The organism is Mucilaginibacter arboris (assembly GCF_009754915.1).
In the GTDB taxonomy this organism is placed as follows: Bacteria; Bacteroidota; Bacteroidia; order Sphingobacteriales; family Sphingobacteriaceae; genus Mucilaginibacter_A; species Mucilaginibacter_A arboris.
Genome location: NZ_WPIK01000008.1, coordinates 124,778 through 150,648, shown reverse-complemented (window position 1 = coordinate 150,648; position 25,871 = coordinate 124,778). Strand labels below are relative to the sequence as shown.

The following is a 25,871-nucleotide window of genomic DNA, read 5'->3' as shown; positions in this document are numbered from 1 at the left end:
TGAAGAATGCTTCTTTTACCTGCCAAAAATTTTTGCAAAAAAAACAGCCAGATCATTTCCGGTAATATTTTTAGCAATAATTTTGCCGGAAGGATCTAAAATAAAGTTAGACGGAATGGCCTGCACCTGATAGCTGGCTACTGTTGGCCCGTTAAAATTTTTTAATTCACCGCCATGTGTCCAGGTTAAATGATCGTCGTTGACGGCTTTTTGCCAGGCATTTTTGTCTTCATCCAAAGAAATACCCACAATATTTAATCCTTTTGGATGATATTGCTGGTACAACTTTACCACGTTCGGGTTTTCTTTGCGGCATGGTGCGCACCAGGAAGCCCAGAAATCAAGCATTACATATTTTCCTTTGTAATCAGCTAATTTAACGGGTTTTCCGTCGATGCCAGGAATAGAAAAATCTGGTGCCTGATGTCCAACCGAAACAGGTTTTACCAGTTCCATGTGTTTTTCAAACTGCATTACCGCCTGATTTCCCGGAAATTTCCCCTTTAGCTCATCCGCGTAGGCAACCAGTTCTTTTTCGTATTTCATCTGATCGAGCGACATAGCAGCATAAAAACTGGCAAGCGAATTTTTATTTTCATTAACAAATTTTAAGATTTCGTTTGATAAAGAAGCCATGTTCTGTTCAAACTGTGGCAGGTATTTTTTTAAAACAGAATCCTGGTTTGCGCCTTTTGCCGCCGCTGCTTCCTGGTATTCGTTAGCCAGCTTGCTGTTTTTAGCACTATAAATATTGCTGATCCTATTGTACTCTCTGATTTTTTCAGAATCTTCTGAACCACTGGTTGTATAATTATGAGCAGGATCGGCCAAATCGGTTTTAAAGCTGATGCCGTTCCCGTTTTCGGCAATCAAATCGAACTCCTGGTCGCCGTTTTTAATCTTGTACAAGTTAGCAAAAGGAGCAGATTTTTTAAATACAAACTCGTTTTGTTCGCTTAACTGGGTAGAATCAATTACACGCACATTGGTAGAATCTGCCTCCAGCAAATACACTTTTTGTTGTGCCGGATGCTCAATTTTGCCTTCAATTTTAAACGTATTTTTATCCTTGCAGGAAGTTAAAGCCGCAACAGCAAAAAGTGCAGGAACCATTAATTTCTTCATCTTATTTTTCTAATTTTTCGGCAAGTACACGGTTTGCTGCTTTCGGGTCTATTTTTCCTTTAGAAAGCTTCATTACTTCGCCCATAAACATGCCAATAATGCCTTTTTTACCTTTTTTATATTCAGATACTTTCTGCGGATGCAATTGCAAAACCTGATCGATAATCAAATCCAGTTTTTCTTCATTTTTATCAATAAACAGGTTTAAAGCAGTTGCCGTTTCTGTTGCTGTTTTTTCCGGATGACGGATCAATTCATGAAAAAGCTGTTGCGCAGCAATGGTATGACTAATTTTGCCGGCATCAATCATAGCAATCATTTCGGCAATGGTTTTCGGCCTTACCAAAAAACTACCGATAAAAACAGTATGTGTATTTAAATAGGATTTAATACTGCCCATCAGCCAGTGTGCAGCAGCTTTATAGTTGGCGGTTTCTTTAATCAGTTCTTCAAAATACTGCACCAGTTCGTAGTCAGCCGTAATTACATTGGCTTCATACTCGCTTAAGCCTAATTGCTGCGTGTATTTTTCGTAAAGTTCTTCCGGTAAAGCAGGCAAGATTTTCCTGATTTCTTCAATATAAGCTTCACTTAAAATAATGGGCGGCAAATCTGGCTCGGGGAAATAGCGGTAATCGTTTGCCATTTCTTTGCTCCTTAAAACAGAAGTTGTACCAGAATCAGCATCAAAGTTTAAAGTATTTTGTTCAATTTTTTCACCTTTTTCAATTAGTTCTATCTGTCTGGCTGCTTCAAACTCAATTGCTTTTTGTACATTTTTAATGGAGTTGAGGTTTTTTACTTCGCAACGCGTTCCATATCCTGTTGTGCCTTTTTTACGGACAGAAATATTGGCATCGCAACGCAAACTCCCTTCTTCCATATTCCCGTCGCAAATCCCTAAAAAACGGACTAAGCGCCGGATTTCTGAAAGGTAAGCATTTGCTTCTTCACCGCTTCGCAAATCTGGTTCTGATACAATTTCCAGCAGCGGAACGCCTGCACGGTTTAAATCAATTAAGGTGTTTTCGTCGTCCTGATCGTGTATGCTTTTGCCCGCATCTTCTTCCATGTGAATACGGTTCAGCCGAATATCTTTATTACCTGATGCTGTTTTTATGCGGATAAAACCATCATAACAAATAGCTGCAGAATCTTGGGTGATCTGGTAACCTTTGGGCAAATCGGCATAAAAATAATTTTTACGGTCGAAGTAATTATATTGCCTGATCTGGCAATGCGTTGCCAAACCTAACTTAGCGGCAAATTCAATATGTTTTTTATTGATAAAAGGAAGTGTGCCGGGATGGCCTAATGAAACCGGACTAATATGCCGGTTAGGTTTTGCACCAAAAGCTGCCGGATCTGAACAAAAAGCTTTGCTTTCTGTTGCTAATTGCGCGTGTACTTCCAGGCCGATAACCACTTCATATCCGGTTTGTACCTGGTCTAATTCTATCGTCATTACGGATATTTGTACTTGTTGATAAGAGCTGTAAAACTATTAAATATTTTGGATTACACCACGAAACCATTTTTTTTGGCCTTTAGCAACGTAAAACCGATTATCAGATTTCTGCAAAAAAAATTGAAACTGTAAACCAAACCTAAAAAATGCAGTTTATTTTTGTATCCGATACGTGTTAAAACAGATACTTTTCTGATTTATTTAAGCCGTTTTATTCTTAAAGCTTATTTATGATCAAAAAGATGAATAATCCAACCATTAATAAACCGGTTTTTAAGAAAGCCGGAAATGACGATTTTCTAAGAACTCTACAAAAAGAAGTAAACGAACAAGTACTTGCCAATAAAAGCCTTCAGCAGCTAATTGTTTTCAAATCACTCTCTTTAATTGTTTTATACTTTTTATTTTACAGTTGTATCCTAATTTTTGGCAACCAAACACCCTTGCTGTTCGCGTTTTATGTTTTAACGGGTTTTACCATGATCCTTGTTTTTTTAAATGGTTTCCATGATGCAGCCCATGGTGCTATTTTTAAAAAGAGGAAACATAACAACTGGTTCACTTACATCCTCGAATTATTTGGCAGCAGTAATTTTATCTGGAAGAAACGGCACCTGTTGCTGCACCATCCCTATCCAAATATGCAAAATTGGGATATAGACATTAAACAAAGTGATTTGGTAAGGCTTTTTCCGGGCAGTACCTGGTTAAACATACATCGTTACCAGCACATTTACATGTGGTTTTTATACTTTTTTTACAGTTTAAATTGGATTTTTGTCCGGGATTTTAAAGACATTTTCGGCACTCGTGATAATTACCTAAAACGTGTAGTTACCATTCCTAAATACGAAGCAGCAAAGCTGGTAGCCGTAAAGCTGTTTAATATTTTTTACATGATAATTGTGCCCATGCTGGTACTTGCACAGCCTTGGTACATGGTGCTGTATGCTTTTCTGGTGATGCACTTATCAGCAAGTGCTTTTGGTGTAATGGCTTTGCTTTCTACACACGTTAATGAAGATTCTGTTTTTCCGATGTCTCCTGCTGATGGAAAAATGGACATTACCTGGTCTATGTACCAAATTACAGTAACACAAGACTTTAGTACCGAAAGCAAACTGGCTAATTTTCTGTTTGGTGGTTTTAACCATCATGTTGCACATCATTTGTTTCCAACAGTTGCACATACTTATTACCCGGCAATTACCCCAATTATCCGTAAATATGCTAAAAATTACAATCTTCCCTATCAAGCTTTTTCATTATATAAAGCATTACGCTCTCATTATACGCTCTTGAAGAATAATGCACAAGAAGAAAACTTATTTGTGACGGGAGAATTGTAAGCGGCCAAAACGTTTTTCTGATTGATGAGTTTATGTTAGACATCCGAGAATAAAATTCCAGCGGATTTAAGTATTAACAATGGACTGCTTTAAAAATGCAGCAATAATTTGTTACTGAACAATAACTAAACCCTGTACTGCTATTCCCGTTTAACTATTATACTAACGTAAACAAATCATGAAAAAAGTAATTTTAAGAACAATATTAGGCACTGCCCTTGTTTTTTCTTTACATGCCGGCGCACAAGCACAATTAAGCCTGAGTATTAATATTGGCCGTCAGCCAGCCTGGGGCCCAACTGGTTATAACCATGTGGATTATTATTACCTGCCGGATATAGAGTCTTACTACGATGTATCAACAGGACAATATATTTACCAGGATGGCGGCAGATGGATATTTGCTAATAGCCTGCCTCCGCGTTACCGCGGCTACGATTTGTATTCCGGTTATAAAGTAGTGGTTAACCGCCCAAAACCTTATTTAAATTTTTCGAGGGACCGTGTTACTTATGGAAGATATAAAAACTGGAGTGGCCCGCATCAAGCAATGTTACGTGAACACAGGGACAATGGAAACCATTTTGGAAATGGCAGAAACCGTCCGGGAAATGGTAACATGAACCGGCCTGGATATAATGGTAACGTAAACCATGGTGGAGGCATGAACCGGCCATATAATATGAATCACCAGGGTGGACAACCAAACCAAATGGGACATGGGCAATTTGATGGCGGCCATCAACAAAGCAACGACCAGCATGGCGGCGGCGGACATGAAGATCATGGCCATCATTAATAAAAAAAAATTTTAGTGCATAAAAAAAGCACGCTGGTTAATAGCGTGCTTTTTTTATGCCTGCATTTTTTATACCTGGGTGTGAATAAACAGCTTTGCTTTTTCGATAGCCGTTTTTAATCCGGCAGCATTTTTACCGCCTGCTGTAGCGTAAAAAGGCTGGCCGCCGCCGCCGCCCTGAATTTCTTTAGCCAGTTCTTTGATAAATGTACGGGCATCCAAACCTTTTTCTTTGACTAAGTTTTCGGAAATCATTACCGTTAAATTTGGTTTTCCTTCGATAGTGGCACCTAAAACTAAAACCAGGTTTGTCAAAATATCTTTGGTTTGATAAGCTAAACTCTTTACAGCTTCTGCATTTGGCAGATCAACTTCTTCCGAGATAAAATTTATACCGTTAAAAGAAGCATGCCTGGCAGCCAGTTCTTTTTTCATGGCAGAAACCTTATCCAGAACCGCTTTTTCTGCTTCTTTTTTGAGCGAAGCATTTTCTTCCAACAATTGTTCCAGGCTTTTGGTTAAATCTTTCGGGTTTTTCAGCAGTTCTTTTAACGCCTTAATTTCTTCATTTTGCTGATGGATAAATTCTTCGGATTTGACGCTAGTTATGGCTTCAATTCGGCGAACACCTGCTGCAACTGCACTTTCTGCAACTATTTTGAAGAAACCAATTTGTCCGGTTGCTTTCACATGGGTCCCACCACAAAGCTCAATAGAAAATTTTTCATCCATTGTTACCACACGGACAACATCCCCGTATTTTTCTCCAAACAAAGCCATTGCGCCAGTTTGTGAGGCTTCTGCAAAAGACATGGTTTGAATTATGACACCTACATTTTCCCTAATCTTTCGATTGACCACAGCTTCAATGCTCGAAATTTCCTCATCGCTTACTTTGGCAAAATGCGAAAAATCAAAACGTAAATAATCCGGACTAACCAGCGAACCTTTTTGATTGACATGGCTGCCCAAAACTTCTTTCAAAGCAGCATGGAGCAAATGCGTTGCCGAGTGGTTATTTTCGATGCTTAACCTTCTTTCCGGGTCAACATAAGCCGTAACAATATCAGAAGGATCTTCCGGCATTTTATCTACAAAATGTACGATTAATCCGTTTTCTTTTTTGGTATCCGTAACCGGGATAATTTCTCCATCCGGAAAAATCAGGTCGCCTGTATCTCCTACCTGCCCGCCGCTTTCCGCATAAAAAGGTGTTTTATCTAAAACCAATTGAAATTGTTCTTTTCCTTTGGCTTTAACTTTCCGATATTTGATGATATGCGCAATCGTTTCTGTTTCGGTGTAACCGGTAAATTCTACGGTATCATCTTCTTTTAGGCTGATCCAATCGCCGGTATCGATGGCTGTTGCTGCACGGGAACGGTTTTTTTGTTCTTGGAGGGCATTTTCATAACCAGTAGTATCTATAGTTGAACCTGTTTCACGAGCCATCAATTCCGTTAAATCTTTTGGAAAACCATAAGTATCTTGTAGCTTAAATACAACATCGCCAGGAATTTTTAACGGATTGGATTCTAATCTGCTTGCTGCTTCGAAAAATGGACTTAGACTGTTTTGAAATTTTAAAAAAGAATTGTTTTGAAATACAGACGTTAATTTTTGAGCTGCATCTATTGCGTTTTGAATTTTTGTATTTGCTTGTAACGCATCTTGCATTTTTCTTCCTGCCTGAAACATCTCTTGCATTTTCCTACTTGCTTGCATCGAATCTTGTATTACTCCAAGTGCTTGAAATGCATTACTTGCTTCTATTACCTTTTGTATACCTTGATTTGTCTGTATGGCATCTTGTATAATTTTATTTACTCCAAATATCTGATTATTAGCTTCTGCCCACCTATCAATAATTGTATGGTCAAAGATTTGCATTCCATTCTCCAAAGTTCTTAAAAACGAAACCTCCTCCTCTAAAACAACCTTCTGCACAAAATCCTTCTGCTCATACAAATTAGGAAACACATCTTTAAACTGTTCTGCTAAAAGAAGTACTAAAGTATTTAAAAAAGGTTCTTTAAAGTTGAGGTATTGATAAGTGTAACGAACCGCCCTTCTTAAAATCCGGCGGATAACATAACCAGCTTTGTTATTGGAAGGCAATTGTCCATCAGCAATTGCAAAACTAATCGCACGAATATGATCTGCCATTACACGCATCGCAACAGCTTCGTTCCAACCTTCGCTACTTGAACCTGCGCTTCCAACATAAGCTTTTCCGCTTTTCTCCGCAATAAACTGAATCAGCGGCTGAAAAACATCCGTATCGTAATTAGAACTTTTACCTTGTAAAACACGCACCAAACGCTCGAAACCCATTCCGGTATCTACATGTTTGTTGGGCAGCGGCTGCAGCGAACCATCTTTTAACCGGTTAAACTGCATAAAAACATTGTTCCAGATTTCAATTACCTGCGGATCATCAGCATTAACCAGTTCCGCTCCGCTCCTCGCTCCTCTTTCTTCCTCGCTCCTGTTATCATAATGAATTTCGGAACATGGTCCGCAAGGGCCAGTTTCGCCCATTTCCCAAAAGTTGTCTTTTTTATTCCCGGGGAGGATGTGATCTTCTGGCAAAAACTGCTTCCACAAATCGTAGGCTTCCTGGTCTTTTTCCAGTCCTTCCTTTTCGTCGCCTTCAAAATAAGTTACGTACAGCCGGTCTTTGTCTATTTTATAAACTTCCGTCAGCAATTCCCAGCTCCATGCTATCGCTTCTTTTTTAAAATAATCCCCGAAGCTCCAGTTGCCTAACATCTCGAACATCGTGTGGTGATAGGTATCGATGCCAACTTCCTCCAGATCGTTGTGCTTGCCGGAAACACGCAGACAACGCTGAGTATCGGCAACTCTTGGAAATTTTGCTGTTTCTTCACCTAAAAAAATGCTTTTAAACTGGTTCATTCCGGCATTGGTGAACATCAGTGTCGGGTCGTTCTTTACCACAATTGGCGCTGATGGAACGATCTGATGTTGTTTCGATGCAAAAAAATCTAAAAATTGCTGGCGTATCTGGGAAGCGGTTAACATTTGGAATGCTGTTTTTATCGTATAAAAATTATGTGGCAAAGATAGGATTTTGAATTTTTTTTAGAGAAGCTAAGCAATGTCATTTCAACTTCTAAATCACATGCTTCTTTTATGCTACATAATTATCCAATCGGGCTTTTAGCCCTTTCTTTTGTTCTTTTTGCTTGATCAAAAAGAACCAAAAAATCAAGACAAACCCGATCCCTCCGGGCGTTTTGTCTGGCCTTTCCGCACCTCGGCACATACTTTGCAAGCGGCTCTGCAAATTCAAAAAAAGGTTGATAAAAGAAGTATTAAACAAAACCAAATAGTCGCTTTGAAGAGACCTTTGCAAGGTAACCACCTAGGCGCGGTGGGTTGAATGCCGCCCGGAGGCGATCGGGCATTCTTGATCTTTTGGTTCTTTTGTATCAAGACAAAAGAACGTAACTAATTTTTACCCGGTAAAAGAAGCATGTTCTTATCTTCCCGTCAAACTCTTAACTTTACGCCATGCCTTACAAAGAAAGAGACATCAATAAAATGTATTATACCATGGGCGAGGTTTCGGCTATGTTTAATGTAAACCAATCGATGATCCGGTTTTATGAGAAGGAATTTGACATCCTTCAACCTAAAAAAAACAAAAAAGGAAACCGGCTTTTTACACCGGAAGATGTAGATAACCTGAAAATCATCTTCAACTTAATTAACGAACGCGGCTTTACGTTACAGGGCGCGCGCGATTATTTAAAGCAGAACGGCAGCGAAGCGAAAGAAAGTCAGCAGGTAATTAGTGCGCTGGAAAACCTGAAAAAATTTTTACTGGAAGTAAAAGAGCAATTATGAGGCTGCCTGCAGGTTCATCTGTTTTGGTAATTTACAATGCACGTGCTGGTGGCAAAACACACGAACAGTTCGCGGAGTTATTGGAGCAAAAAAGCAAACAGTATGAGTTTGAGTTCCGGGTTTACGAAATGGAAAACCAGGATTGTGAAGGAAACATCAGAAAAGAAATTAAAGATTACCATCCTGATTTATTGATTGCTGCCGGTGGCGATGGCACCTTAAATATTGTTGCAAAAATAGCACCCGATTACCAATTGCCTGTGATGATTTTACCTTGCGGATCGGCAAACGGAATGGCACGGGAATTAGCCATCCCAAACCAAATTACAGCAGCTTACGATGTACTGGAAAATTATAAAATTAAGCCGGTTGACCTGCTGACCATTAATAATTCTACTTGTGTCCACTTAGCCGATGTTGGTTTAAATGCGCGGATTGTAAAACGTTTTGAGGAAGACCCGAGGCGCGGACTTTCCACTTATGCCCGTTATTTGTGGCGCGAGATATTCTTGATCAGAAGCAAAAGTTTCCAAATCCGTTACGATGGTAAATCTATCAGGCGCAGGGCCGTTTCCATCACTTTTGCCAATGCTTCTAAATATGGCACTGGCGCAGTTATCAACCCAACCGGTAAAATTGATGACGGTCGGTTTGAATTATGTATTGTGAAACTCTTTCCGTGGATGAAAATATTTTCGCTTACCTGGAAGATGTTCCGCGGTAATTTGCAAACCAGTGAGTATTTTGAAGTGATTAGTTGTAAAAAAGCACACATCACCACCAAAAGAGGTGTTGTATTGCAGGTTGACGGCGAAGTAATTGGCCAAGTAAAACATATCGACATTAGCATTACACCGCTTGCTTTAAAGCTTCTTTTACCGGCTGTTTCTTAGTCTAATTCGGCTTGATAAACCATTTTTCCGTTTTCATCAAATTCATCTACAATCCACGATTCGGCAACTGTTTTTTGGTTTGATGTAAACTTCAGCTTAAAAAAACCTTTTGCTGCTAAAGCAAACTTGCCATATTTTCCTTTTCGGACGTAAGTTGATTTGGAAGCTGCGCCACTTATAATATAATTAACCTGGTTTTTATAAATATGCTGCAAATTATGCTCGTGCCCGGCAGCATAGATCAGGTTTGGATGATTTGCAAAAATAGTTTTCAGTTTCTTTTTCAATGTGCGGAAACGCAAATGCGAAAGGTCCTCCGGTGCGCCAATATATTTGCGGTATAAAGGAAGCAAAGAACCAACAACAGGCAAAGGCATAAAAGCCTTTTTACGGTAAATGGTAAGCGGAAACAAATGGTGCTTAAACTTAAATTTTCCGCCGTGCAACGAATAACTGTAAACAGGATAATGGCCAACCACCAGCACTTTTTTGTTCTTATTTCTGTTGATCATTTCTTCTAATAAGGTAAAAAACTCCGCTTCAGAACCGGCGCTGCAACCATCTTTTGCGCCTATTGGCCGGAAACCACGCTGGATCCACCATTGGGTATTGATGGCCACTATAGTCAGCTCATCATTTACAGAAACTTCTTTCGGCCCCGGGCAACCTCTGGATGGCAGGTAAACGTTTTCTCCGCCAAATAATTTTTCGATGTATTTTTCCTGGCGGATAACGTAATCAAAACCATCGTCTTTGCCTTTGTTCCAATCGTGGTTGCCAGAGATAAAAATCACTTTTCCTGAATAATTTTTTACTGCTTCATGGTGTTTTTGCAGCACTAATTCTGCGTCTGCCCTTAACCGGTCGCCTTTTTCTGGTAAACCGTTCGGATAAACATTATCACCCAAAAAAATGACTGCCGAAGGATTGGGCGTAGCCAGGTGTTTAGTTAACAAACTCAGAACAGGATCGGGCTTGTAACGGGAAATGTTACCGGAATCTCCAACCAATATCACTTCAAAAACGGAATCGGGCATCATGCTGTTTTTATCGGTATAAATATTTATTTCTGTTTTAATTTAATTATTAATTAATTTTAATATTATTGAGTTAAAATAAAAGCAGTATAAATGATTCTATTTTAACTTGATGCAGTACAAATTTTTACTGCTTTTTTTCTTTCTAAGTATTGCAAAAACTGCTTTTGGCCAAAGTTCTTATGAGCGCGAAATAGAAACCATTATTGAAGCTGCTGCCGAAAACCTGCCGGACGATTACGACTATTCTGAATTGATTGGCCAGCTTAATAATTATCGCCTGCACCCGCTTAACCTTAACAAAGCAACTACCACACAACTGCAAGACCTTTTGTTTCTGTCTGTCCTGCAAATCACGGCTTTGCAGGAACATATCCATACTAACGGGAAACTAATTAACCTGCTCGAACTTCAAAGTATCAATCTTTTCGACCTGCAAACCATTCAAAAACTATTGCCTTTTGTAACAATCAGTCCGGATTTTGATTTTAATGCTGTTAACCTTACAAACGTTTTTCGTTACGGCAAACAAGATTTCATCTTTCGATATGGACAAGTATTACAAGCCCAAAAAGGTTTTCTCATTCCAAAAGATTCTAAGCTTTCGCATTATACCGGAAATGCACAGAAACTTTTAGGACGTTATAAATTTAATTTTCAAAACCGCATCCAACTTGCTTTAAATATGGAAAAAGATGCGGGAGAACCATTTTTTGCCGGTAAAAACAGTATGGGTTTTGATTTTTATTCGGCCAGCCTTTCTTTTAAAAATTTTGGTTTTGTAAACCGCCTGGTTATTGGTGATTATTCTTTGCAGTTTGGCCAGGGTTTAGGTTTATATACCGGTTTTGCATTTGGCAAAAATGCAGATGCTACTTTGGTGCCTAAAGTTAGCCGCGGTTTAACGCCTTATTCTTCTACCAATGAAGTCAGTTATTTCCGCGGTGTTGCAGCAACGTTTAAATGGAAAGCTGTAGAATTTACACCTTTTGTTTCAGATCAGCCAATTGATGCAACCGTTCAAAGCACGGCAAACCCTGAATATATTTCTTCTATCGGAACAACCGGTTATCATCGCACACCCACAGAATTAGTTAACAAAAATGCAGCAGAACAATTAACTTATGGCTTAAACCTCAACTATACTAACCGAAATTTTAAAGCAGGTGCAACAGCTTACAATACCAATTTTCAATTTCCGGTGCAGCGTAAACGAAACACTTATAACGAGTTCCAGTTCGCCGGAAAGGAATTAGATAACCTTTCGTTCTATTATGATTACAGCTACCATAATTTATATTTCTTCGGAGAAACAGCTAAAGGTTTGGGAGGCGGCGCTGCCACTGTAAATGGTTTATTAACCTCCTTGTCTTCAACGGTTTCGGTGGTCTTGCTCTACCGGAATTACAGCCGTAATTATCATTCGCTCTACAATCAGGCCATTTCCGAAGCAACAGAAGGGGTAAATGAAAAAGGTGTTTACAGTGGTTTAAACCTGAAGTTTTTACACTACTGGAATTTTTCCGGTTATGCTGATTTCTTCCGTTTTCCCTGGTTAAAATATCAGGTGGGCCAACCCAATAGTTATGGACATGAATTTTTAGGAAGATTAACTTTCTCGCCAACTAACCGCCTGTCTGCTTATCTCAATTACCGCTTAAAACAGAAGCAACAAAACAACGACAATGCAAAAATTAAAGCTTTGGATGAAGTTAATTACCAGGATTGGCACCTGGATATTTCGTATCCTTTTACCAGAAATATCACGTTTAGAAACCGTGCAGAACTTGTAAAATACCAAAAAGGTGCACCAGCAGCAGAATATGGTTTTATGGCTTATCAGGATGTAATTTATAAACCTAAAAGCAGCAGGGTTTCGGGCAATTGCCGTTTGGCCTGGTTTCATACAGCCAGTTACGATTCCCGGGTTTACTCTTTTGAGAACGATGTTTTGTACAGTTACACGGTTTTGCCCTTGCAGCATACCGGCTTTCGCACCTACTTTAATGCGCAGTATAATTTCAAAAAAGCAATCGATGTTTGGTTTAGGTACAGCGCTTATTTGTACCGGGGAGAAAAAACAGTTGGTTCTGGTTTGGATGTAATTGAAGGCAACAAGAAATCTGAGGCCAGGATACAAGTACGCTATCGGTTTTAAAAGATGAAAAACGCTTTTTTTATGCCCGAAAACCCATTTTTACAACTGCTGATGCCTCTTTTATCGGGTATTTTTTTAGGCGTGATTTTTCCGTTCGATAGTTGGTTTTTTTGCTTAACCATCAGCATTTATGCAATTGCTTTGCTTTTTGCTACTTTAAATTTTGGTTATGCCCGATTAAAAATTTACCGCAAACCCTGGATTGGCGGAATTCTTGTCCATATTTTATTGCTGTTAGCAGGAATTTTATTTGCAGAGCGAAATAAAGAAATTAACCAGCAAAACCATTTTTCAAAACAAAAATCTAATGCGTTGCTCATCCGCATTATCCAGGAACCTAAACAAACCGGAAACCTTGTCCACTTTAATTCTTCTGTTACGCATACTTCTTTTAATGGCAAAATTATTCCGGCTTGCGGAAGTTTACTAATTGCTTTAAAGATTGATCCAAATCAACCTGTCAATTTAAATTATGGTGATGAACTGCTTATCAACAGTAATTTTAAACCTGTTGATGCACCTTTTAATCCCGCAGAATTTAATTACAAGTTGTGGCTTCAACATCAAAACATTTACTTTCAGACTTTTATCAACCCAAACGAGTACCAATTACTAACTACTAATCGTGACAATCCAATAATTGCTTACGCACTTAAAATCAGAAAAAACCTAGTTTTAAAACTGAAGAAATACCTGCACAATCCGGATGCTATTGCGGTTGCTTCCACTTTAATTTTGGGTTATCGTGCAGATTTAAGTCAGGACGTTTTGCAAGCTTATGCTAAAACCGGGACCATGCACGTGCTTTCCGTTTCGGGCATGCACGTTGCTTTGGTTTACATCATTCTAAACATGCTGCTAAGTTTTTTAAACCGTAAAAGAAGCACTGTTTTACTAAAAGCGCTGATCTCTGTTCTGCTGATTTGGGTATATGCTTTAATCACCGGTTTTTCGCCTGCCGTTTGCCGTGCTGCCGTAATGATTACGTTTGTTATCGCCGGGAAAACCTATAACCGCCATATCAGCATGCTTAATATTTTGCTGGTTTCGGCTTTTATGCTGCTGCTTTACAATCCTTTCTATCTTACTGATGTTGGTTTTCAGCTTTCTTATTTAGCTGTTTTTGGTTTGATTATTTTACAGCCGATAATAGAAGACTGGTTTCATTTTAAACATTTTATTGCTCAAAAGCTTTGGTCGTTGATCTCTGTTTCTTTAGCGGCACAACTCATTACTTTTCCGGTTAGCATTTTTTATTTCCATCAGTTTCCGGTTTATTTCCTCATCAGTAACCTTTTTATTGTGCTGCCTTCTATGCTGATTATGTATTTTGGAATTGCATTTCTGTTAATTCCTGATGTTTTTAATATTTCAAAACTAATAGCCTTTTTACTCGAAAAAACCATTATTTTAATGAACGAAGGTTTAACACGGATAGAAAATATCCCTTTTGGCAACTGGAACAAACTTTGGATCACCGTTCCCCAATATTTGCTTTTGTATGCCATTATTTGCTCCGGTTTCGCCTGTCTGGTCCACCGCAATTCTCTTTGGTTAAAAGCCGGTGCTGTTTTTACCATACTTTTTTTAGCAGGTATTTCATATAAGCGCTATCAGGCCGCAAATCAGGATGAAATGGTTTTTTTAAACCTCCGTAAAAATTCGGGCTTAATATTTAAAAAAGGCAATGAAGCTGTGGTGATAACAGATTTAAAACCGGCCGACAAGACCTTTCAATACTCAGTACAACCTTATTTAGATAGTTGTAAGTGCGTTCAGGTTAAACTTTTACAAACTGGGCAAAACTTTAGGAATGCTGTTTTTAGCAGGCAAAATAATTTAATACAATTTGGAAACCGTTTAATTTTTGTGGCGGATAAAAAATTTGAAAACAAAACGCTGCCACAAAAAATAAAAGTAGATGAAGTGTATATAACCGGAAACCCTCGTTTAAACTTAGCGCAGATTTCCGGAAATATTATTTTTGACTTGTTAATTATCGATGGCAGCAACTCTGATTACCAGATTAAAAATTTAACAGAAGATGCAGCATCGGACGGACGAAAAATAAAAATTTTAAAACGTAACAAATCCTTCCAACTTCAGTCTAACTTTAACAATTAACCACGCAAATAATTTATTAAATTAGGCTTGCATCTTTATAAAAAGAATGATTACTTTAAAAAAAAATAAAAAACATGATTAATATTAAAAAAGCAACTTTGGGTTTGGCGCTTACCACCATCTGTTTTGCAGCCCATGCACAAAAAAATTATACTGAAGGTGTAATAACTTATTCTGTTAGCGCTAATGGCCAGCAAACAGAGTCCAAAACTTATTTTAAAAACGATTCTACTGCTACTAAAATGCAGCAAGGCCCTGCAACCATTAGTATATTATCTAACGATAAAGGAAATTATATGGTAGTATTGATAGATGTACCTGTGGCTTCCATGAAAAAAGCTGCTGTAGCAACACCTGCAGACTTGGAACAAATGAAAGACCAGGAACCTTCTTTCACTTCCACTCCAACTACAGAAACACAAACTATTTCTGGTTACAAGTGTAAAAAGGTAAAAGTTAAAGATAGCAAAAGCGGTTCGACGTTTGATGCCTGGATTACCAATGATATAACTGCCCCATCTAATAACTTAACCAAATTTTTTACCAATATGGGCGGTTATCCTATAAAATTTACCACTATACAAAGAGGACAACCTGTTGAAGTGACCTTAAAATCTATCTCAGATGAAAAAGTTAAACCCGGAACTTTTGCAATTCCGGCAGATTTCGACAGAATTACTTTTGAAGACCTGAAAGCTTTAGGTGGCGGCAAAGGTTAATAGAAACGGAAGATAAAGAGCATTAAACTACTGTTTAAACAAGAAAGCCTGGCGTAAATTACACCGGGCTTTCTTGTTTTTATGTTAACCAGTTAGCTCCTTATAAAATAAGGATTAAAACAAGTATGATGATAATAATTGCACCCACTGATAAGTAGATACCTCCGCCTAAGGCCCTGGCCTGAGCTTTCATGGTTTTTAACTCAGCTTTTACTTCTTGCTTTTGCTCTTTGCTTAGTTGAGATTTATCCATTGCCTTGATCTCTTCAACACGCGCTTTTATAGCCTCAAGTTTTGCTTCTTTTTGTGCATCTGTCAGGCTAACTTCTTTTGCAATTGGTTCGGTAATTACAGTAGCTGCACTTAATTGCGTTGTAGAAAACGCAAGCACTAACGCGGTTGATAATAAATAGACTTTCTTTTTCATAATAAAACTGTTTACGGTATATGTGAATTGAATAAATATTATACGCAAATAAATTGTTTTAGATTGAATAAAAATAAAATCAGTCATCCAAAAATAATAAGCGTTTTTTGATGCTTTTCATATTGATTAAACTTCGAAAACTTAAAGTGCCCGTTCTTGTTTCTAAACTCAGATAAACTTTAATAATTATGGACGAAACACAGGTAAACAATCAGAATAAAAACACAAGCAGCAGCTATTTTGAAGTTGCCCCGGGTGTTTGGGGAATGAAAATTGTATTTGTAAACATTTACATGATTGCCTCTGGCAGCCCTGATAGTAAAAAATGGGTATTGGTAGATGCCGGTTTGCCGCATTCTGCAAATAAAATAAAAGAAATGGCCGAAGAATTATTCGGAACGGGAACAAAACCAGAAAACATTATTTTAACGCACGGCCATTTCGACCATAGGGGCAGTTTACAGGATCTGTTGAAAATCTGGGATGTACCTGTCTATGCGCATTATCTTGAACTTCCTTATTTAACCGGCCTTTCTGCTTATCCACCTGCAGACCCATTTGTTGGTGGTGGTTTAATGAGTTTAACTTCGTGGTTGTTCCCTAATAAACCCCTTAATTTACGTGATAAAGTTCATGCTTTTCCGGAAGAAGGAACGCCCGGACTACCAGGCTGGCGGATTGTACATACACCTGGCCATGCGCCGGGCCATATTTCTTTGTTCCGCGAAAGCGATCATGTTTTAATTGCCGGTGATGCTTTTGTAACTACGGTACAAGAATCAGCAATATCAGTTATGACGCAGAAAAAAATTATTTCCGGCCCGCCAAAATATTTTACCAGCGACTGGAAAGCAGCTGGTGTATCTGTACGGAAATTAATCGGCCTGCATCCGCAAATTGTAGCAACCGGACACGGTAAACCAATGTTTGGAAAAGAATTTAAGCATGCTTTACAGCATTTAGGCCGTAATTTTGCTGAAGAAGCTGTTCCTGCACATGGACGCTATGTAAAAGAACCTGCACAAAGCGATATAGAAGGTGTAAAATATGTTCCGCCTGCTGTAAATAATCCTGTAATTACCGCAAGTTTAATTGGCGCTGCTGCATTAATTGCATTTGCAGTTGTGGTGGGAGTTTATAAAAAGTAGTCCAAAAAACATCGGTAAAAGAAGCATTTAAATTTAGAGGAATGCTTCTTTTATCGATTAAAATAAGTGTTTAACTGTTAACAGAGATGGTAAACGTAGCTTCGTAAACATGCCCGTGCCCTACGCTTTCGATACCTGCTTTTTGCTGAATATCATTAACTTCTCCTTCCGTATCCGAATAACCTAACCACGGTTCTATACAAACAAAGGGGGCGCCCGGCTTTGCCCAAATACCCAGGTCCTTAAAATTATCAAAGCTAATTAACAAGCTATGTTCATGGTTTTTACTTCGGATAGTTACTTTTTTGGAAGTGATACTTTTAAAAACCAGTGCATCACGATCAAATAAATGTTTAGTTAGCCAAAGTTTTTGATCTTCTGTCGGGACAACTTCTCGTTCGCCGCTCATTAATCCGTTTGCCGAAAGCAGGTGCGTTAATAAAGGTTGTGATGTTTCAAACTCCAGGTAATAATCTTCATATTTTTCATCCTCTTTAAACGGAATATGAAAAGCAGGGTGCGCACCCATAGAAAAATAAACAGTTTGCTCATCCTGATTAATTACTTTGTAAGTAACGCGTAAATCCTGGTCAAACAAATCATACAACACCTGAAATTCAAAACGATAAGGATAAGCAGCTAAAGTGGCTTCGCTAAAAGGCAGTGAAAATTTTGCATGGGTTTCCGTAATGTCAACCAGTTTAAATTCTGATTCTCTGGTAAATCCATGGCGTGTCATGTGGTAAGTTTGTCCGTTTACATGCAGTTCATTGTTAAACAACCCTCCAACAATTGGAAATAAATTAGGTGCATACCAAGGCCAAACATCAGGATTAGCCTGCCATAAATGCTCGGTCTTGGTTTTTTTGTTAAAAAAAGAGGTCATTTCTGCCCCTTTGGTACGAAAAGATACAGTTAAAAATTCGTTTTCTATCGAGATCATAAACAGTTTCGGTATTTGATTTGATGTTGAAATTATTTTTCTTAAACCTAATAATTATCCGGTTTGTTTCCGACAGAAATTTTAGGATGAAGATTTTTAGGTGCTAAAAGAAGCATCAGGGTGCAGCACTGATTTTGATAACAATCTTTTTGTCTTTCTCAATACCATCTACTTTTACATTTACCCGATGTGCATCATTCGGAAAAAATATAAAAATAGTTCCTGGCCTGGCTTCGTAAAACTTGCCTTCTGCTTCGTAATGTGCTACATCTTTTGCAGGATTATACCGTTCAATCAGCTTTGCATCCGGAACTTTTACCTCGCCCATTTTTTCTGCACCTGCGGCTACATATTGTACGTCTATATTTTTAACGTGCGATTCCCAGTTTGTTTCTTCCAATGGTTTCGTTGGGTTTTCTGTAATTGCAACAGAAACATGTCCGCTATCTAAAACCTGTTTTCCAACCTGAACATTTGGTAAATCTGTATCTCGAAAATAAGCAAAAGCTTTATCCCAATAAGGTTTATTAGCGGTATATTGCCTTGCAAATTCCTGTTTATCTACCGTTTCAGAAACATTCAGTTTCATTCCGTTTGCCCAAACACGGCTTTTAAACCATACTTCTGCATTGGCTTTTGTCCATTTTTGAGCAGAGTTTAATTGTGCCGATGCAGAAAAAGTAGTGGTAAAAACAGCAAGCAGTGCCAACGTTATTTTTGGAAATAATGGTTTCATCAGGAAGATCGGGAAATTGGTTTTGGTAAATATAGAAATTGATGTGGTAAAAGAAGCATTATACTTATTTGTATAAACTGTTTTACAACAACCAAGGAAGGTTTTTCCGAAATTTGTAACAAAATAAGGCTAAAAAAGCAGTTGTAAAATTGATTTTAAAAAAGAGGGTTATAGGTCGGTAATGATTCGTTTACAAAAAAGGAATTTAATAATTTATCAGAAGTTACAAATAAATTAGCTTGATTTTTAAGATAGATAGCAGTAGATAATTGTAAACTATCTAAAGTTCTTAAACCATTTATTCCATATCTGTTTATTAAATTTCTCGCTTGTTCAACAATTGCCGTATGTATAGGAATAAAGGTGAACTTCGAAATATCTGATTCAAAATTTACTATAATTTCTTTTGCTGTTAGTTCACCTATTTGCTGAACCCGTACTTTTTTCCAGATAGTAGAAGTGAATTCAATTTTAGTAAGCTCAGAAAGAAAAACTGTTTTTACGGCAAATTCTTTAAAAATAGTTTCTACAATAGCTGTATCGTCTTCTCGATGATAAAGTTTGACTAAAGAAGAAGTGTCTAAAAAAACTTCACACTTCACTTCGTCTTTCCTCAATCACTTCATCACTTAAAGAGCCTTTATACTCTTCTAAAATCTTTTGACTTTTAGCAAAAGAAAAATCAGATAAGGTTAATCTTTTATCAGAAGATATTTCAATATCTTCTAAAAACGTCACGATAACTTTAACAGGTTCTGTTGATGAAAATTCCCTGTCTAATTTCACATAACCATCCTGATAAGTTCCTGCAATTGCAACCATAACCAAATTTACTAACTTAACTCAATAAAACAACTATCAATACGGATCAACATCAATCCTGATTAAATTGCCTTTACTAATTTTTTCCGTTTGAAATTGGACAATCGTTTCTTTCAAAATATTTTTTACGCGGACCATCGAAGTCCCTTCTTTTTCGATTTTCAGGATGATGGTTTTGATATAATAATTGCGGATGCGGTTGATCAGCGGAAATTCTGGCCCAAGTACACGGTCGCCAAACTGCTTTTTTAAAGCATTCCCCAGATATTCGGCCTGATGAAACAAGGCTTCTGCATTTTTATGTTTTACATCTAATTGGATGATGCGATAAAAAGGCGGATATTTAAACTGCAGACGCTCGGCCATTTCCATCTGGTACATTTCGGCATAATCATTCCGGATGACCTGACTGATTACCCGATGATGCGGATCATAAGTCTGGATCACAACTTTTCCTTTTTTGCCACGCCGGCCTGCCCTGCCGCTTACTTGTGCCAGCATTTGAAAACTTCGTTCATTTGCCCTGAAGTCAGGAAATTTTAATAAAGAATCTGCATTAACAATACCAATAACGGTAACATCCGAAAAATCTAAACCTTTAGCAACCATTTGGGTACCAACCAGAATATCTGTTTTTTTGTCTTCCAGGTCACTTAAAATATTTTGGAAAGCCATTTTGGTTCGTGTAGTATCCAAATCCATCCGTACAATGCGGGCAGAAGGAAGCAACAACGATAGTTCATCTTCAATCTTCTCCGTTCCGTAACCTTTTTGCTCCAGATGAACAGAACCGCAGGCCGGACAAACCGCGTAAACATCTTCCTTGTAACCGCAATAATGACAATGCAATTTACCTGTACTTTTATGCAGCGTTAAACTTACATCGCAATTAATACATTTAGGCGTGAAGCCACAGGTTTTACAAATAAGCAAAGGAACGTAGCCGCGGCGGTTTTGAAACAGTATGGCCTGCTCCTTTTTTTCCAGGGCAGATTCGATGTCCTGCATCAATACAGTGGAAAAATGAGATTGCATCGTTTTGTTTTTTGTTTCCTCCGGAATGCTGATTACCTGGATTTCAGGCAAAACAGCTTCCCCAAAACGAAAATTTAGTTCCACCAAACCGTACTTATGCTGCTGCGCATTGTAATATGATTCAAGCGACGGTGTTGCCGAACCCAGCAGAACTTTTGCCTTGTATAAAGTGCTGAGGTAAATTGCAGCATCGCGGGCATGGTAGCGCGGTGCCGGATCAAACTGCTTGTACGAGTTTTCGTGCTCTTCATCCACTACAATCAATCCAAGATTATTGAAAGGAAGAAAAACAGACGAGCGCGCGCCAAGTACAACTTTGTATTCTCCGCTTAAAACTTTGTTCCAAACTTCTACCCTTTCATTATCATTAAAACGGGAATGGTAAACACCAATTTTATTTCCAAAATATTGCCTTAACCGTTCTATAATATGTATAGTCAACGCAATTTCAGGCAGTAAAAACAGCACTTGTTTGCCGCTTTCAATTACCGCTTCGATCAGCCGCACATAAATTTGAGTTTTGCCGGAAGATGTGATGCCATGTAGCAAAACCACGTCTTTTTGTTCAAACTGCTGGTTGATCTGCTTGAATGCTTTTTCCTGATATTCATTCAGTTCAAATGTGCTTTCTGCATCTTCTTCACTGTTAGAAAACCGGCTGACTATTCTTTCTTCAACCAAAAATATTTCTTTTTCTACCAAAGCTTTTAAAACTGCTGTGCTTACTTGTGCAGCTTCTTCCAGCTCTGCTTTGGTAACCTGCTGTTTTTGTTTTGATAATTGCAGCAAGGCCAGAACGGCATCCAATTGTTTAGGCGCCCTTTTCTCCAATATTTCAAAAAGCTCTTTTAATTGCTCCTGGTTACGGTAAACCGGGTTTAAGCCGTAAAAAGAACGTTTTCTGGGTTTGTATCGTTCGTTTACTTCTTCGGCAATATGAATAATGTTTTTATTGAAAAGCATTTTCAGTACCGGCATTACCGTTTTTTGTCCTAACAGTTTGCTTACCTCACTTACTGTTAGTTCCGCTTGTATTTCGAGTGCGTCAATGATGAGAAACTCTTTGTCATTCAGTTCACTTTTATCAAAATTATATTCGGTATTTAAGCTGATCCTGGTTTCGCTGGCCAATTTTAAGGCAGCAGGCAAAGCAGCATTCATCACTTCGCCGGGATTGCAGAGGTAATAGCCGGAAATCCAATCCCAGAAAGCTAACTGCTGCGGGGTAATTAATGGCTCATCATCGAGAATATCCATCAGGTACTTGGCCTCGTATTTTTCGGGAGCCTTTTCGCCAAGCGAAATAATTACACCGGTATAAAGCTTACTCTTGCCAAATTGCACAACTACCCTTTTGCCAACGTTTACATCTGCAGCACGGTCAAACGGTACGCGGTAAGTATAATTTTTAGCGATTGGAAGCGGCAGGACAACTTCTGCAAAGAGTGTTTTTTTCTCGATATGAACAGAATCCGATAAATCGAGCATCATAGTTTTTTAATTGCCCCTAAACCAAGCGTAAGCCACCCCAAAATAAAAAACAGACCACCAAGCGGTGTAACCGGCCCAAGAAAACGAAGCCAATCTAATCCCAACAAATTGCGGCATGCCAATAAGTAAAGCGAGCCGGAAAACAATAAAATTCCCAAAGCAAAAAAGTAATAGCTCCACGCTAATAAATTGTTGCCGGCCGGATTTAAGGTCGATAAAAACAGCAAGGCAAAAACGTGGTAAAACTGATATTGCACGGCGGTATGCCAAACTTCTAATTGTGCAGGTTCTAATTTACTTTTTAAAGCATGGGCACCAAAAGCGCCGGTAATAACGGCCAAAACGCCGTAAATGGCAGCCGTAATAATAATTTGTTTGTTCATGGTAGTTATACTTCTAATATAAACAATATCAGAATTACTTCCTACGCCAACAGGGAATAAGCTATTTTTGTTGCAAATAAATGAGATGAGGAAAATTATCCTGATTACGGTTTTTCTATTTCTAACAGCATTAACGGTAACGATATTCTATTTTTCCAGGATAAAGCTGCCCGGGCAAAATACAACCCACGTAATCGACCAAATTCCGCAAGATGCAGCTTTGGTTTTTGAGTTTAAAAATGATCCTCAGTTTTACGATTTGTTTAAAGAAAGCAGCCTGCTTACTTCTTTTATCGGGCAAAAAAAGGCAGACGAGCTGCAATACCTCCACAATTATTTGCTAAAACAATCCGCACCTAATCTTTCTTTTGGCAACCAGAGTATTTTTATTTCGCTTCACCCTGAAATAAATTCCAGCACAATTGAAATGCTGCTCACTACAAGTGCTGATGGAATTATTAACCTGCAAAAAGCATTGGAAGCAATGGTGCAAAAAACAGATGGCGCAATAGAACCTGAACGGATCGGAAATAAAAGCATTCAAAAAATAACATTTCCCGCATTAAAAGAAGCATTCTACCTTTCCATTAATGCAAATGTTCTGGCTGGTAGTTTTAGTAAAGATTTATTGTTGGAGTTTTTGGATGAAAGAACTGAAAATAAAGTTTCAGATTTAACTCAGTTATCCGAGCAGCAAAACAAGAATTCTATTGCAGATCTGTATGTAAACTATAAGCAATTCCCGGTTTTGTTTAAACAACTGTTTCGACATGGACAGGACGATTTTTTTAGGTTTTTAAACGATTTTCCGGCCAGTTCTGCCCTTAGTTTAAATTATAAAAAAGATGCGTTGCTGTTTAATGGCTATACAAAAACAGATACTGCTGCTGCAACTTATATCCATGTTTTTTTAAACCAGCAACCTGTAAAAAACACTATTCAATCCGTTTTTCCAATCAATACCGCTTTGGCGGTTAGTTTTGCTTACGGTAACACCGCAACTTATTTAAAAGCGTTAGACCAATGGCAAAGCCGTTTGCATCAAAATAAGCAGGCAAAAGCTTTGTTTAAACAGATCAGGCAGGAAACAGGCGTAGCTATCCAAACCGCTTTCCGGCAACAATTAGGAAATGAGTTTGCGATAATTACGACTGCAGAAAATGAAAAAATAGCAATCATCAAAGTAAAAAACGGATCGGAACTGGAACCTTTTTTACGCAACATCAGCGTTAACCCGGATAGCAGCCGCAGCAATTTAAAGTATCAAAATGTGCCTTATTACCTTTTAGGCGAACCTTTTTTACACTTTAAACAACCTTATTTTACAGTGATTGATAATTACCTGCTGTTAGCAAATACGCAAGCTGCTATTGACAATTACTTACAAAACTACCATAACCAGCATTTTTTAAATGAAGACCAGCAGTATTACGCGTTTAATACATTGCTTGCCGAACAAAGCAACGTGTCGTTTTTTGTCCATTTGCCAAACTCCTATCCGCTTTTAAAAAACATGCTCCAACCTGAATTCAGTAAAACATTCAATCAAAAAAACTCCGGTTGGAAAAATTATTTTGCAGTTGCCTTGCAGTTTACGGCTTCAGAAAGTAACTTTTATACCAACTTTTATCTCCAGCAAAATGAAATTAAAAGAGATTCGAGCGCTTTATAAAACTCCAATAAACTGCAAATCCTGATGCTTCTTTTATCGCATAAAAATCAAAACATTAAGAATTGATCTTGACGGCAATAAAATCCTTTAAATAAAACGGTTCGAAATAAGCTACATCTTCAAAAGCTTGCAGCTCAAATTTTGCTGCTGCTGTTTGGGTAAGGTCGGCAGCATCATTAAAAAAATCACCGATAAAAACAGCATTGGGATGAGTGCCCAGAATAGTTTTACATTTTGGCGCGCCGTCACCAAAAAAGATAATTTGATGCTGGTTTAAAATTTCACTAAAACTTTCCTGATTAATAATTGCTGCGGAAGTTGCTTGTATCTGCTTCAAATTCTGATCAAACAAAGCCGTATAAACTTCCATCCGCCGCGCATCAATCATCGGGCACAACAAAAATTCATTTACTGCTGGTTTTGGAAAACGTGCTAAATATCCTGCTGCCATTGCCTGTAATGTTTCTACTGCAATTAGTGGTTTATCCAGCGAAAAACACAAACCCTTTGCCGTGGAAACACCAATGCGCAAACCGGTGTAAGAACCGGGACCAGAACTTACAGCAACAGCGTTCAGTTCCTGAAATCCGATTCCGTTTTCTGCTAAAATCTCACCGATAAAAACAGTAATTACTTCCGCATGAATGTTCCTTTGATTGATGGTTCTCGAAGAAAGTACCTTTCCATCTTTTGCCAAAGCAACCGAACAGGAAGTGGTAGCAGTTTCTATTTGCAGGATTAAACTCATGATATTTATGGAACAGGATCGTGCCCGTGGCCGCCCCAGGGATTACATCGGCCAATTCGTTTTAAGGTTAACCATCCGCCTTTAAATGGCCCGTATTTCCGGATCGCTTCCAGTCCGTACTGCGAACAGGTTGGCGTAAAACGACAGGAAGCGCCCAATATCGGCGAAAGCAAAATTTGGTATAAACGGATCAGCAAAATAAAAAAACGGCTAATTGCAGTTCTTAAAATTTGACTGACCCAACTCATGAACTTACTTTTTCTGTTAATTGCTGCAATACTTTCTGCATTTTTTTTGCCATAAAAACAGTATCGTTAATTTCTTTGCCGATGTAACTTACAGAAAAAACAAGCTGCTTTTCAAGCCTTTCTAAATGCTGATACAAAAAATCCTGCTTTTGCAGCCGGTAGCTTTCGCGCATTCTCCGTTTTAATAAATTGCGGTCAACTGCCCTTTTATACTTTTTTTTAGAAACAGAAAATAACACTTTGGCCGGAAAACTTTGCAAAACAGGACTAAGCTGCCAACTGATTTTATATGGATAACATAAAAAAGAAGAACTGTTTTGGTACAAACCTGAAACAAGTTTAATACCGGATAACCGTTCTTCTTTTTGTAAAGTATTCATGAAAGTAATAGAACTGGTTGTTGTTCAATCAAAACCAGTCAACAGAATTTCCTGCAAAAATCACAGGAAAAAGCAGTGTGGCTTATGCTTTATGGCGAGGCTCTGAAGATACAGATAACTTATGTCTGCCTTTAGCTCTTCTTGCAGCTAAAACTCTTCTGCCATTTGCTGATGACATCCGCTCGCGGAAACCATGCTTATTTCTTCTCTTACGCTGTGAAGGCTGGAACGTTCTTTTCATATCTTTGTGGTATTATACGCTTTTAAAACAAGAGCGCAAATATAGAGTTGTT

24 protein-coding genes are annotated in these 25,871 nt (G+C 38.3%); 9 read left to right on the top strand and 15 right to left on the bottom strand.

Annotated elements, in window-relative coordinates:
• Nucleotides 1-15 precede the first annotated feature (15 nt).
• Nucleotides 16-1,125: a TlpA disulfide reductase family protein gene (locus tag GO621_RS10510; protein WP_157566775.1), complete on the bottom strand. Its 1,110-nt coding sequence runs from the start codon at nt 1,123-1,125 to the stop codon at nt 16-18.
• A gap of 1 nt (nt 1,126) precedes the next feature.
• Nucleotides 1,127-2,590, bottom strand: a complete 1,464-nt coding sequence (gene gatB, locus GO621_RS10505; RefSeq protein ID WP_157566773.1) for an Asp-tRNA(Asn)/Glu-tRNA(Gln) amidotransferase subunit GatB — start codon at nt 2,588-2,590, stop codon at nt 1,127-1,129.
• Between the two features lie 233 nt (nt 2,591-2,823).
• Between gatB and GO621_RS10500 the strand changes: the two genes are divergently transcribed.
• Together GO621_RS10500 and GO621_RS10495 are read left to right on the top strand one after the other, a co-directional pair.
• Nucleotides 2,824-3,942: a fatty acid desaturase family protein gene (locus GO621_RS10500; protein WP_157566772.1), complete on the top strand. Its 1,119-nt coding sequence runs from the start codon at nt 2,824-2,826 to the stop codon at nt 3,940-3,942.
• Between the two features lie 178 nt (nt 3,943-4,120).
• On the top strand, nt 4,121-4,741 hold the full coding sequence (locus tag GO621_RS10495; RefSeq protein ID WP_157566770.1) for a hypothetical protein: 621 nt from the start codon (nt 4,121-4,123) through the stop codon (nt 4,739-4,741).
• Between the two features lie 69 nt (nt 4,742-4,810).
• Here GO621_RS10495 and alaS read toward each other — a convergent pair whose 3' ends face one another.
• The gene (gene alaS / locus GO621_RS19060; RefSeq protein WP_157566768.1) at nt 4,811-7,786 is read right to left on the bottom strand and encodes an alanine--tRNA ligase; all 2,976 of its coding nucleotides are present in this window, start codon (nt 7,784-7,786) and stop codon (nt 4,811-4,813) included.
• 492 nt (nt 7,787-8,278) lie between these two features.
• On the opposite strand from alaS, the gene GO621_RS10485 reads away from it, so the two are divergent.
• Together GO621_RS10485 and GO621_RS10480 are read left to right on the top strand one after the other, a co-directional pair.
• Nucleotides 8,279-8,614: a MerR family transcriptional regulator gene (locus GO621_RS10485; RefSeq protein ID WP_157566765.1), complete on the top strand. Its 336-nt coding sequence runs from the start codon at nt 8,279-8,281 to the stop codon at nt 8,612-8,614.
• The gene (locus GO621_RS10480) at nt 8,611-9,507 is read left to right on the top strand and encodes a diacylglycerol/lipid kinase family protein (RefSeq protein WP_157566763.1); all 897 of its coding nucleotides are present in this window, start codon (nt 8,611-8,613) and stop codon (nt 9,505-9,507) included. Before GO621_RS10485 ends, GO621_RS10480 begins: the two co-directional genes overlap by 4 nt.
• Here GO621_RS10480 and GO621_RS10475 read toward each other — a convergent pair.
• Complete coding sequence (locus GO621_RS10475; RefSeq protein ID WP_232335633.1) at nt 9,504-10,547, bottom strand: metallophosphoesterase; 1,044 nt, start codon at nt 10,545-10,547, stop codon at nt 9,504-9,506. The two genes, GO621_RS10480 and GO621_RS10475, sit on opposite strands and share 4 nt — an antisense overlap.
• A 109-nt stretch (nt 10,548-10,656) precedes the next feature.
• Between GO621_RS10475 and GO621_RS10470 the strand changes: the two genes are divergently transcribed.
• From GO621_RS10470 to GO621_RS10460, 3 genes are all read left to right on the top strand, one after another.
• The gene (locus GO621_RS10470) at nt 10,657-12,702 is read left to right on the top strand and encodes a helix-hairpin-helix domain-containing protein (RefSeq protein WP_157566761.1); all 2,046 of its coding nucleotides are present in this window, start codon (nt 10,657-10,659) and stop codon (nt 12,700-12,702) included.
• Nucleotides 12,703-12,705: 3 nt separating this feature from the next.
• On the top strand, nt 12,706-14,826 hold the full coding sequence (locus tag GO621_RS10465; RefSeq protein ID WP_157566759.1) for a ComEC/Rec2 family competence protein: 2,121 nt from the start codon (nt 12,706-12,708) through the stop codon (nt 14,824-14,826).
• 74 nt (nt 14,827-14,900) lie between these two features.
• Complete coding sequence (locus GO621_RS10460; RefSeq protein ID WP_157566758.1) at nt 14,901-15,545, top strand: DUF4412 domain-containing protein; 645 nt, start codon at nt 14,901-14,903, stop codon at nt 15,543-15,545.
• 100 nt (nt 15,546-15,645) lie between these two features.
• Here the strand turns inward: GO621_RS10460 and GO621_RS10455 are convergent, their stop codons facing one another.
• Entirely contained in the window at nt 15,646-15,972 is a 327-nt protein-coding gene (locus GO621_RS10455) for a hypothetical protein (protein ID WP_157566756.1), read from the bottom strand.
• Between the two features lie 188 nt (nt 15,973-16,160).
• Here GO621_RS10455 and GO621_RS10450 point away from each other — a divergent pair, with 188 nt between their 5' ends.
• Nucleotides 16,161-17,120, top strand: a complete 960-nt coding sequence (locus GO621_RS10450; protein WP_157566754.1) for an MBL fold metallo-hydrolase — start codon at nt 16,161-16,163, stop codon at nt 17,118-17,120.
• A gap of 70 nt (nt 17,121-17,190) precedes the next feature.
• Here GO621_RS10450 and GO621_RS10445 read toward each other — a convergent pair whose 3' ends face one another.
• From GO621_RS10445 to GO621_RS10420, 6 genes are all read right to left on the bottom strand, one after another.
• Nucleotides 17,191-18,063 carry an aldose 1-epimerase family protein gene (locus tag GO621_RS10445; RefSeq protein ID WP_157566752.1) on the bottom strand — a complete coding sequence of 291 codons (873 nt, stop codon included), beginning with the start codon at nt 18,061-18,063 and terminating at the stop codon, nt 17,191-17,193.
• 115 nt (nt 18,064-18,178) lie between these two features.
• Nucleotides 18,179-18,799, bottom strand: a complete 621-nt coding sequence (locus tag GO621_RS10440; protein WP_157566750.1) for a YhcH/YjgK/YiaL family protein — start codon at nt 18,797-18,799, stop codon at nt 18,179-18,181.
• Between the two features lie 155 nt (nt 18,800-18,954).
• Nucleotides 18,955-19,416 carry a type II toxin-antitoxin system VapC family toxin gene (locus tag GO621_RS10435; protein ID WP_157566748.1) on the bottom strand — a complete coding sequence of 154 codons (462 nt, stop codon included), beginning with the start codon at nt 19,414-19,416 and terminating at the stop codon, nt 18,955-18,957.
• Nucleotides 19,391-19,621 (bottom strand): hypothetical protein, encoded by a 231-nt coding sequence (locus GO621_RS10430; protein ID WP_157566746.1) that lies wholly within the window; start codon nt 19,619-19,621, stop codon nt 19,391-19,393. The genes GO621_RS10435 and GO621_RS10430 overlap by 26 nt, the downstream gene beginning before the upstream one ends.
• Nucleotides 19,622-19,657: 36 nt before the next feature.
• Entirely contained in the window at nt 19,658-22,147 is a 2,490-nt protein-coding gene (gene priA, locus GO621_RS10425) for a replication restart helicase PriA (RefSeq protein WP_317163431.1), read from the bottom strand.
• Nucleotides 22,144-22,530, bottom strand: coding sequence for a DUF423 domain-containing protein (locus tag GO621_RS10420; RefSeq protein WP_157566744.1), 387 nt, complete (start codon nt 22,528-22,530; stop codon nt 22,144-22,146). Before GO621_RS10420 ends, priA begins: the two co-directional genes overlap by 4 nt.
• A gap of 85 nt (nt 22,531-22,615) precedes the next feature.
• Between GO621_RS10420 and GO621_RS10415 the strand changes: the two genes are divergently transcribed.
• A complete protein-coding gene (locus GO621_RS10415; RefSeq protein WP_157566742.1) occupies nt 22,616-24,202 on the top strand; it encodes a hypothetical protein in 1,587 nt (528 codons plus the stop codon).
• Nucleotides 24,203-24,257: 55 nt separating this feature from the next.
• Here GO621_RS10415 and tsaB read toward each other — a convergent pair whose 3' ends face one another.
• The 4 genes from tsaB to rpmH form a co-directional block, all read right to left on the bottom strand.
• Nucleotides 24,258-24,950, bottom strand: coding sequence for a tRNA (adenosine(37)-N6)-threonylcarbamoyltransferase complex dimerization subunit type 1 TsaB (gene tsaB / locus GO621_RS10410; protein WP_157566740.1), 693 nt, complete (start codon nt 24,948-24,950; stop codon nt 24,258-24,260).
• A 5-nt stretch (nt 24,951-24,955) separates the two neighbouring features.
• Nucleotides 24,956-25,198 (bottom strand): membrane protein insertion efficiency factor YidD, encoded by a 243-nt coding sequence (gene yidD, locus GO621_RS10405; RefSeq protein WP_157566738.1) that lies wholly within the window; start codon nt 25,196-25,198, stop codon nt 24,956-24,958.
• A complete protein-coding gene (locus GO621_RS10400) occupies nt 25,195-25,578 on the bottom strand; it encodes a ribonuclease P protein component (RefSeq protein ID WP_157566736.1) in 384 nt (127 codons plus the stop codon). The genes yidD and GO621_RS10400 overlap by 4 nt, the downstream gene beginning before the upstream one ends.
• 82 nt (nt 25,579-25,660) lie before the next feature.
• Nucleotides 25,661-25,819 (bottom strand): 50S ribosomal protein L34, encoded by a 159-nt coding sequence (gene rpmH / locus GO621_RS10395; protein ID WP_157566734.1) that lies wholly within the window; start codon nt 25,817-25,819, stop codon nt 25,661-25,663.
• Nucleotides 25,820-25,871 lie beyond the last annotated feature (52 nt).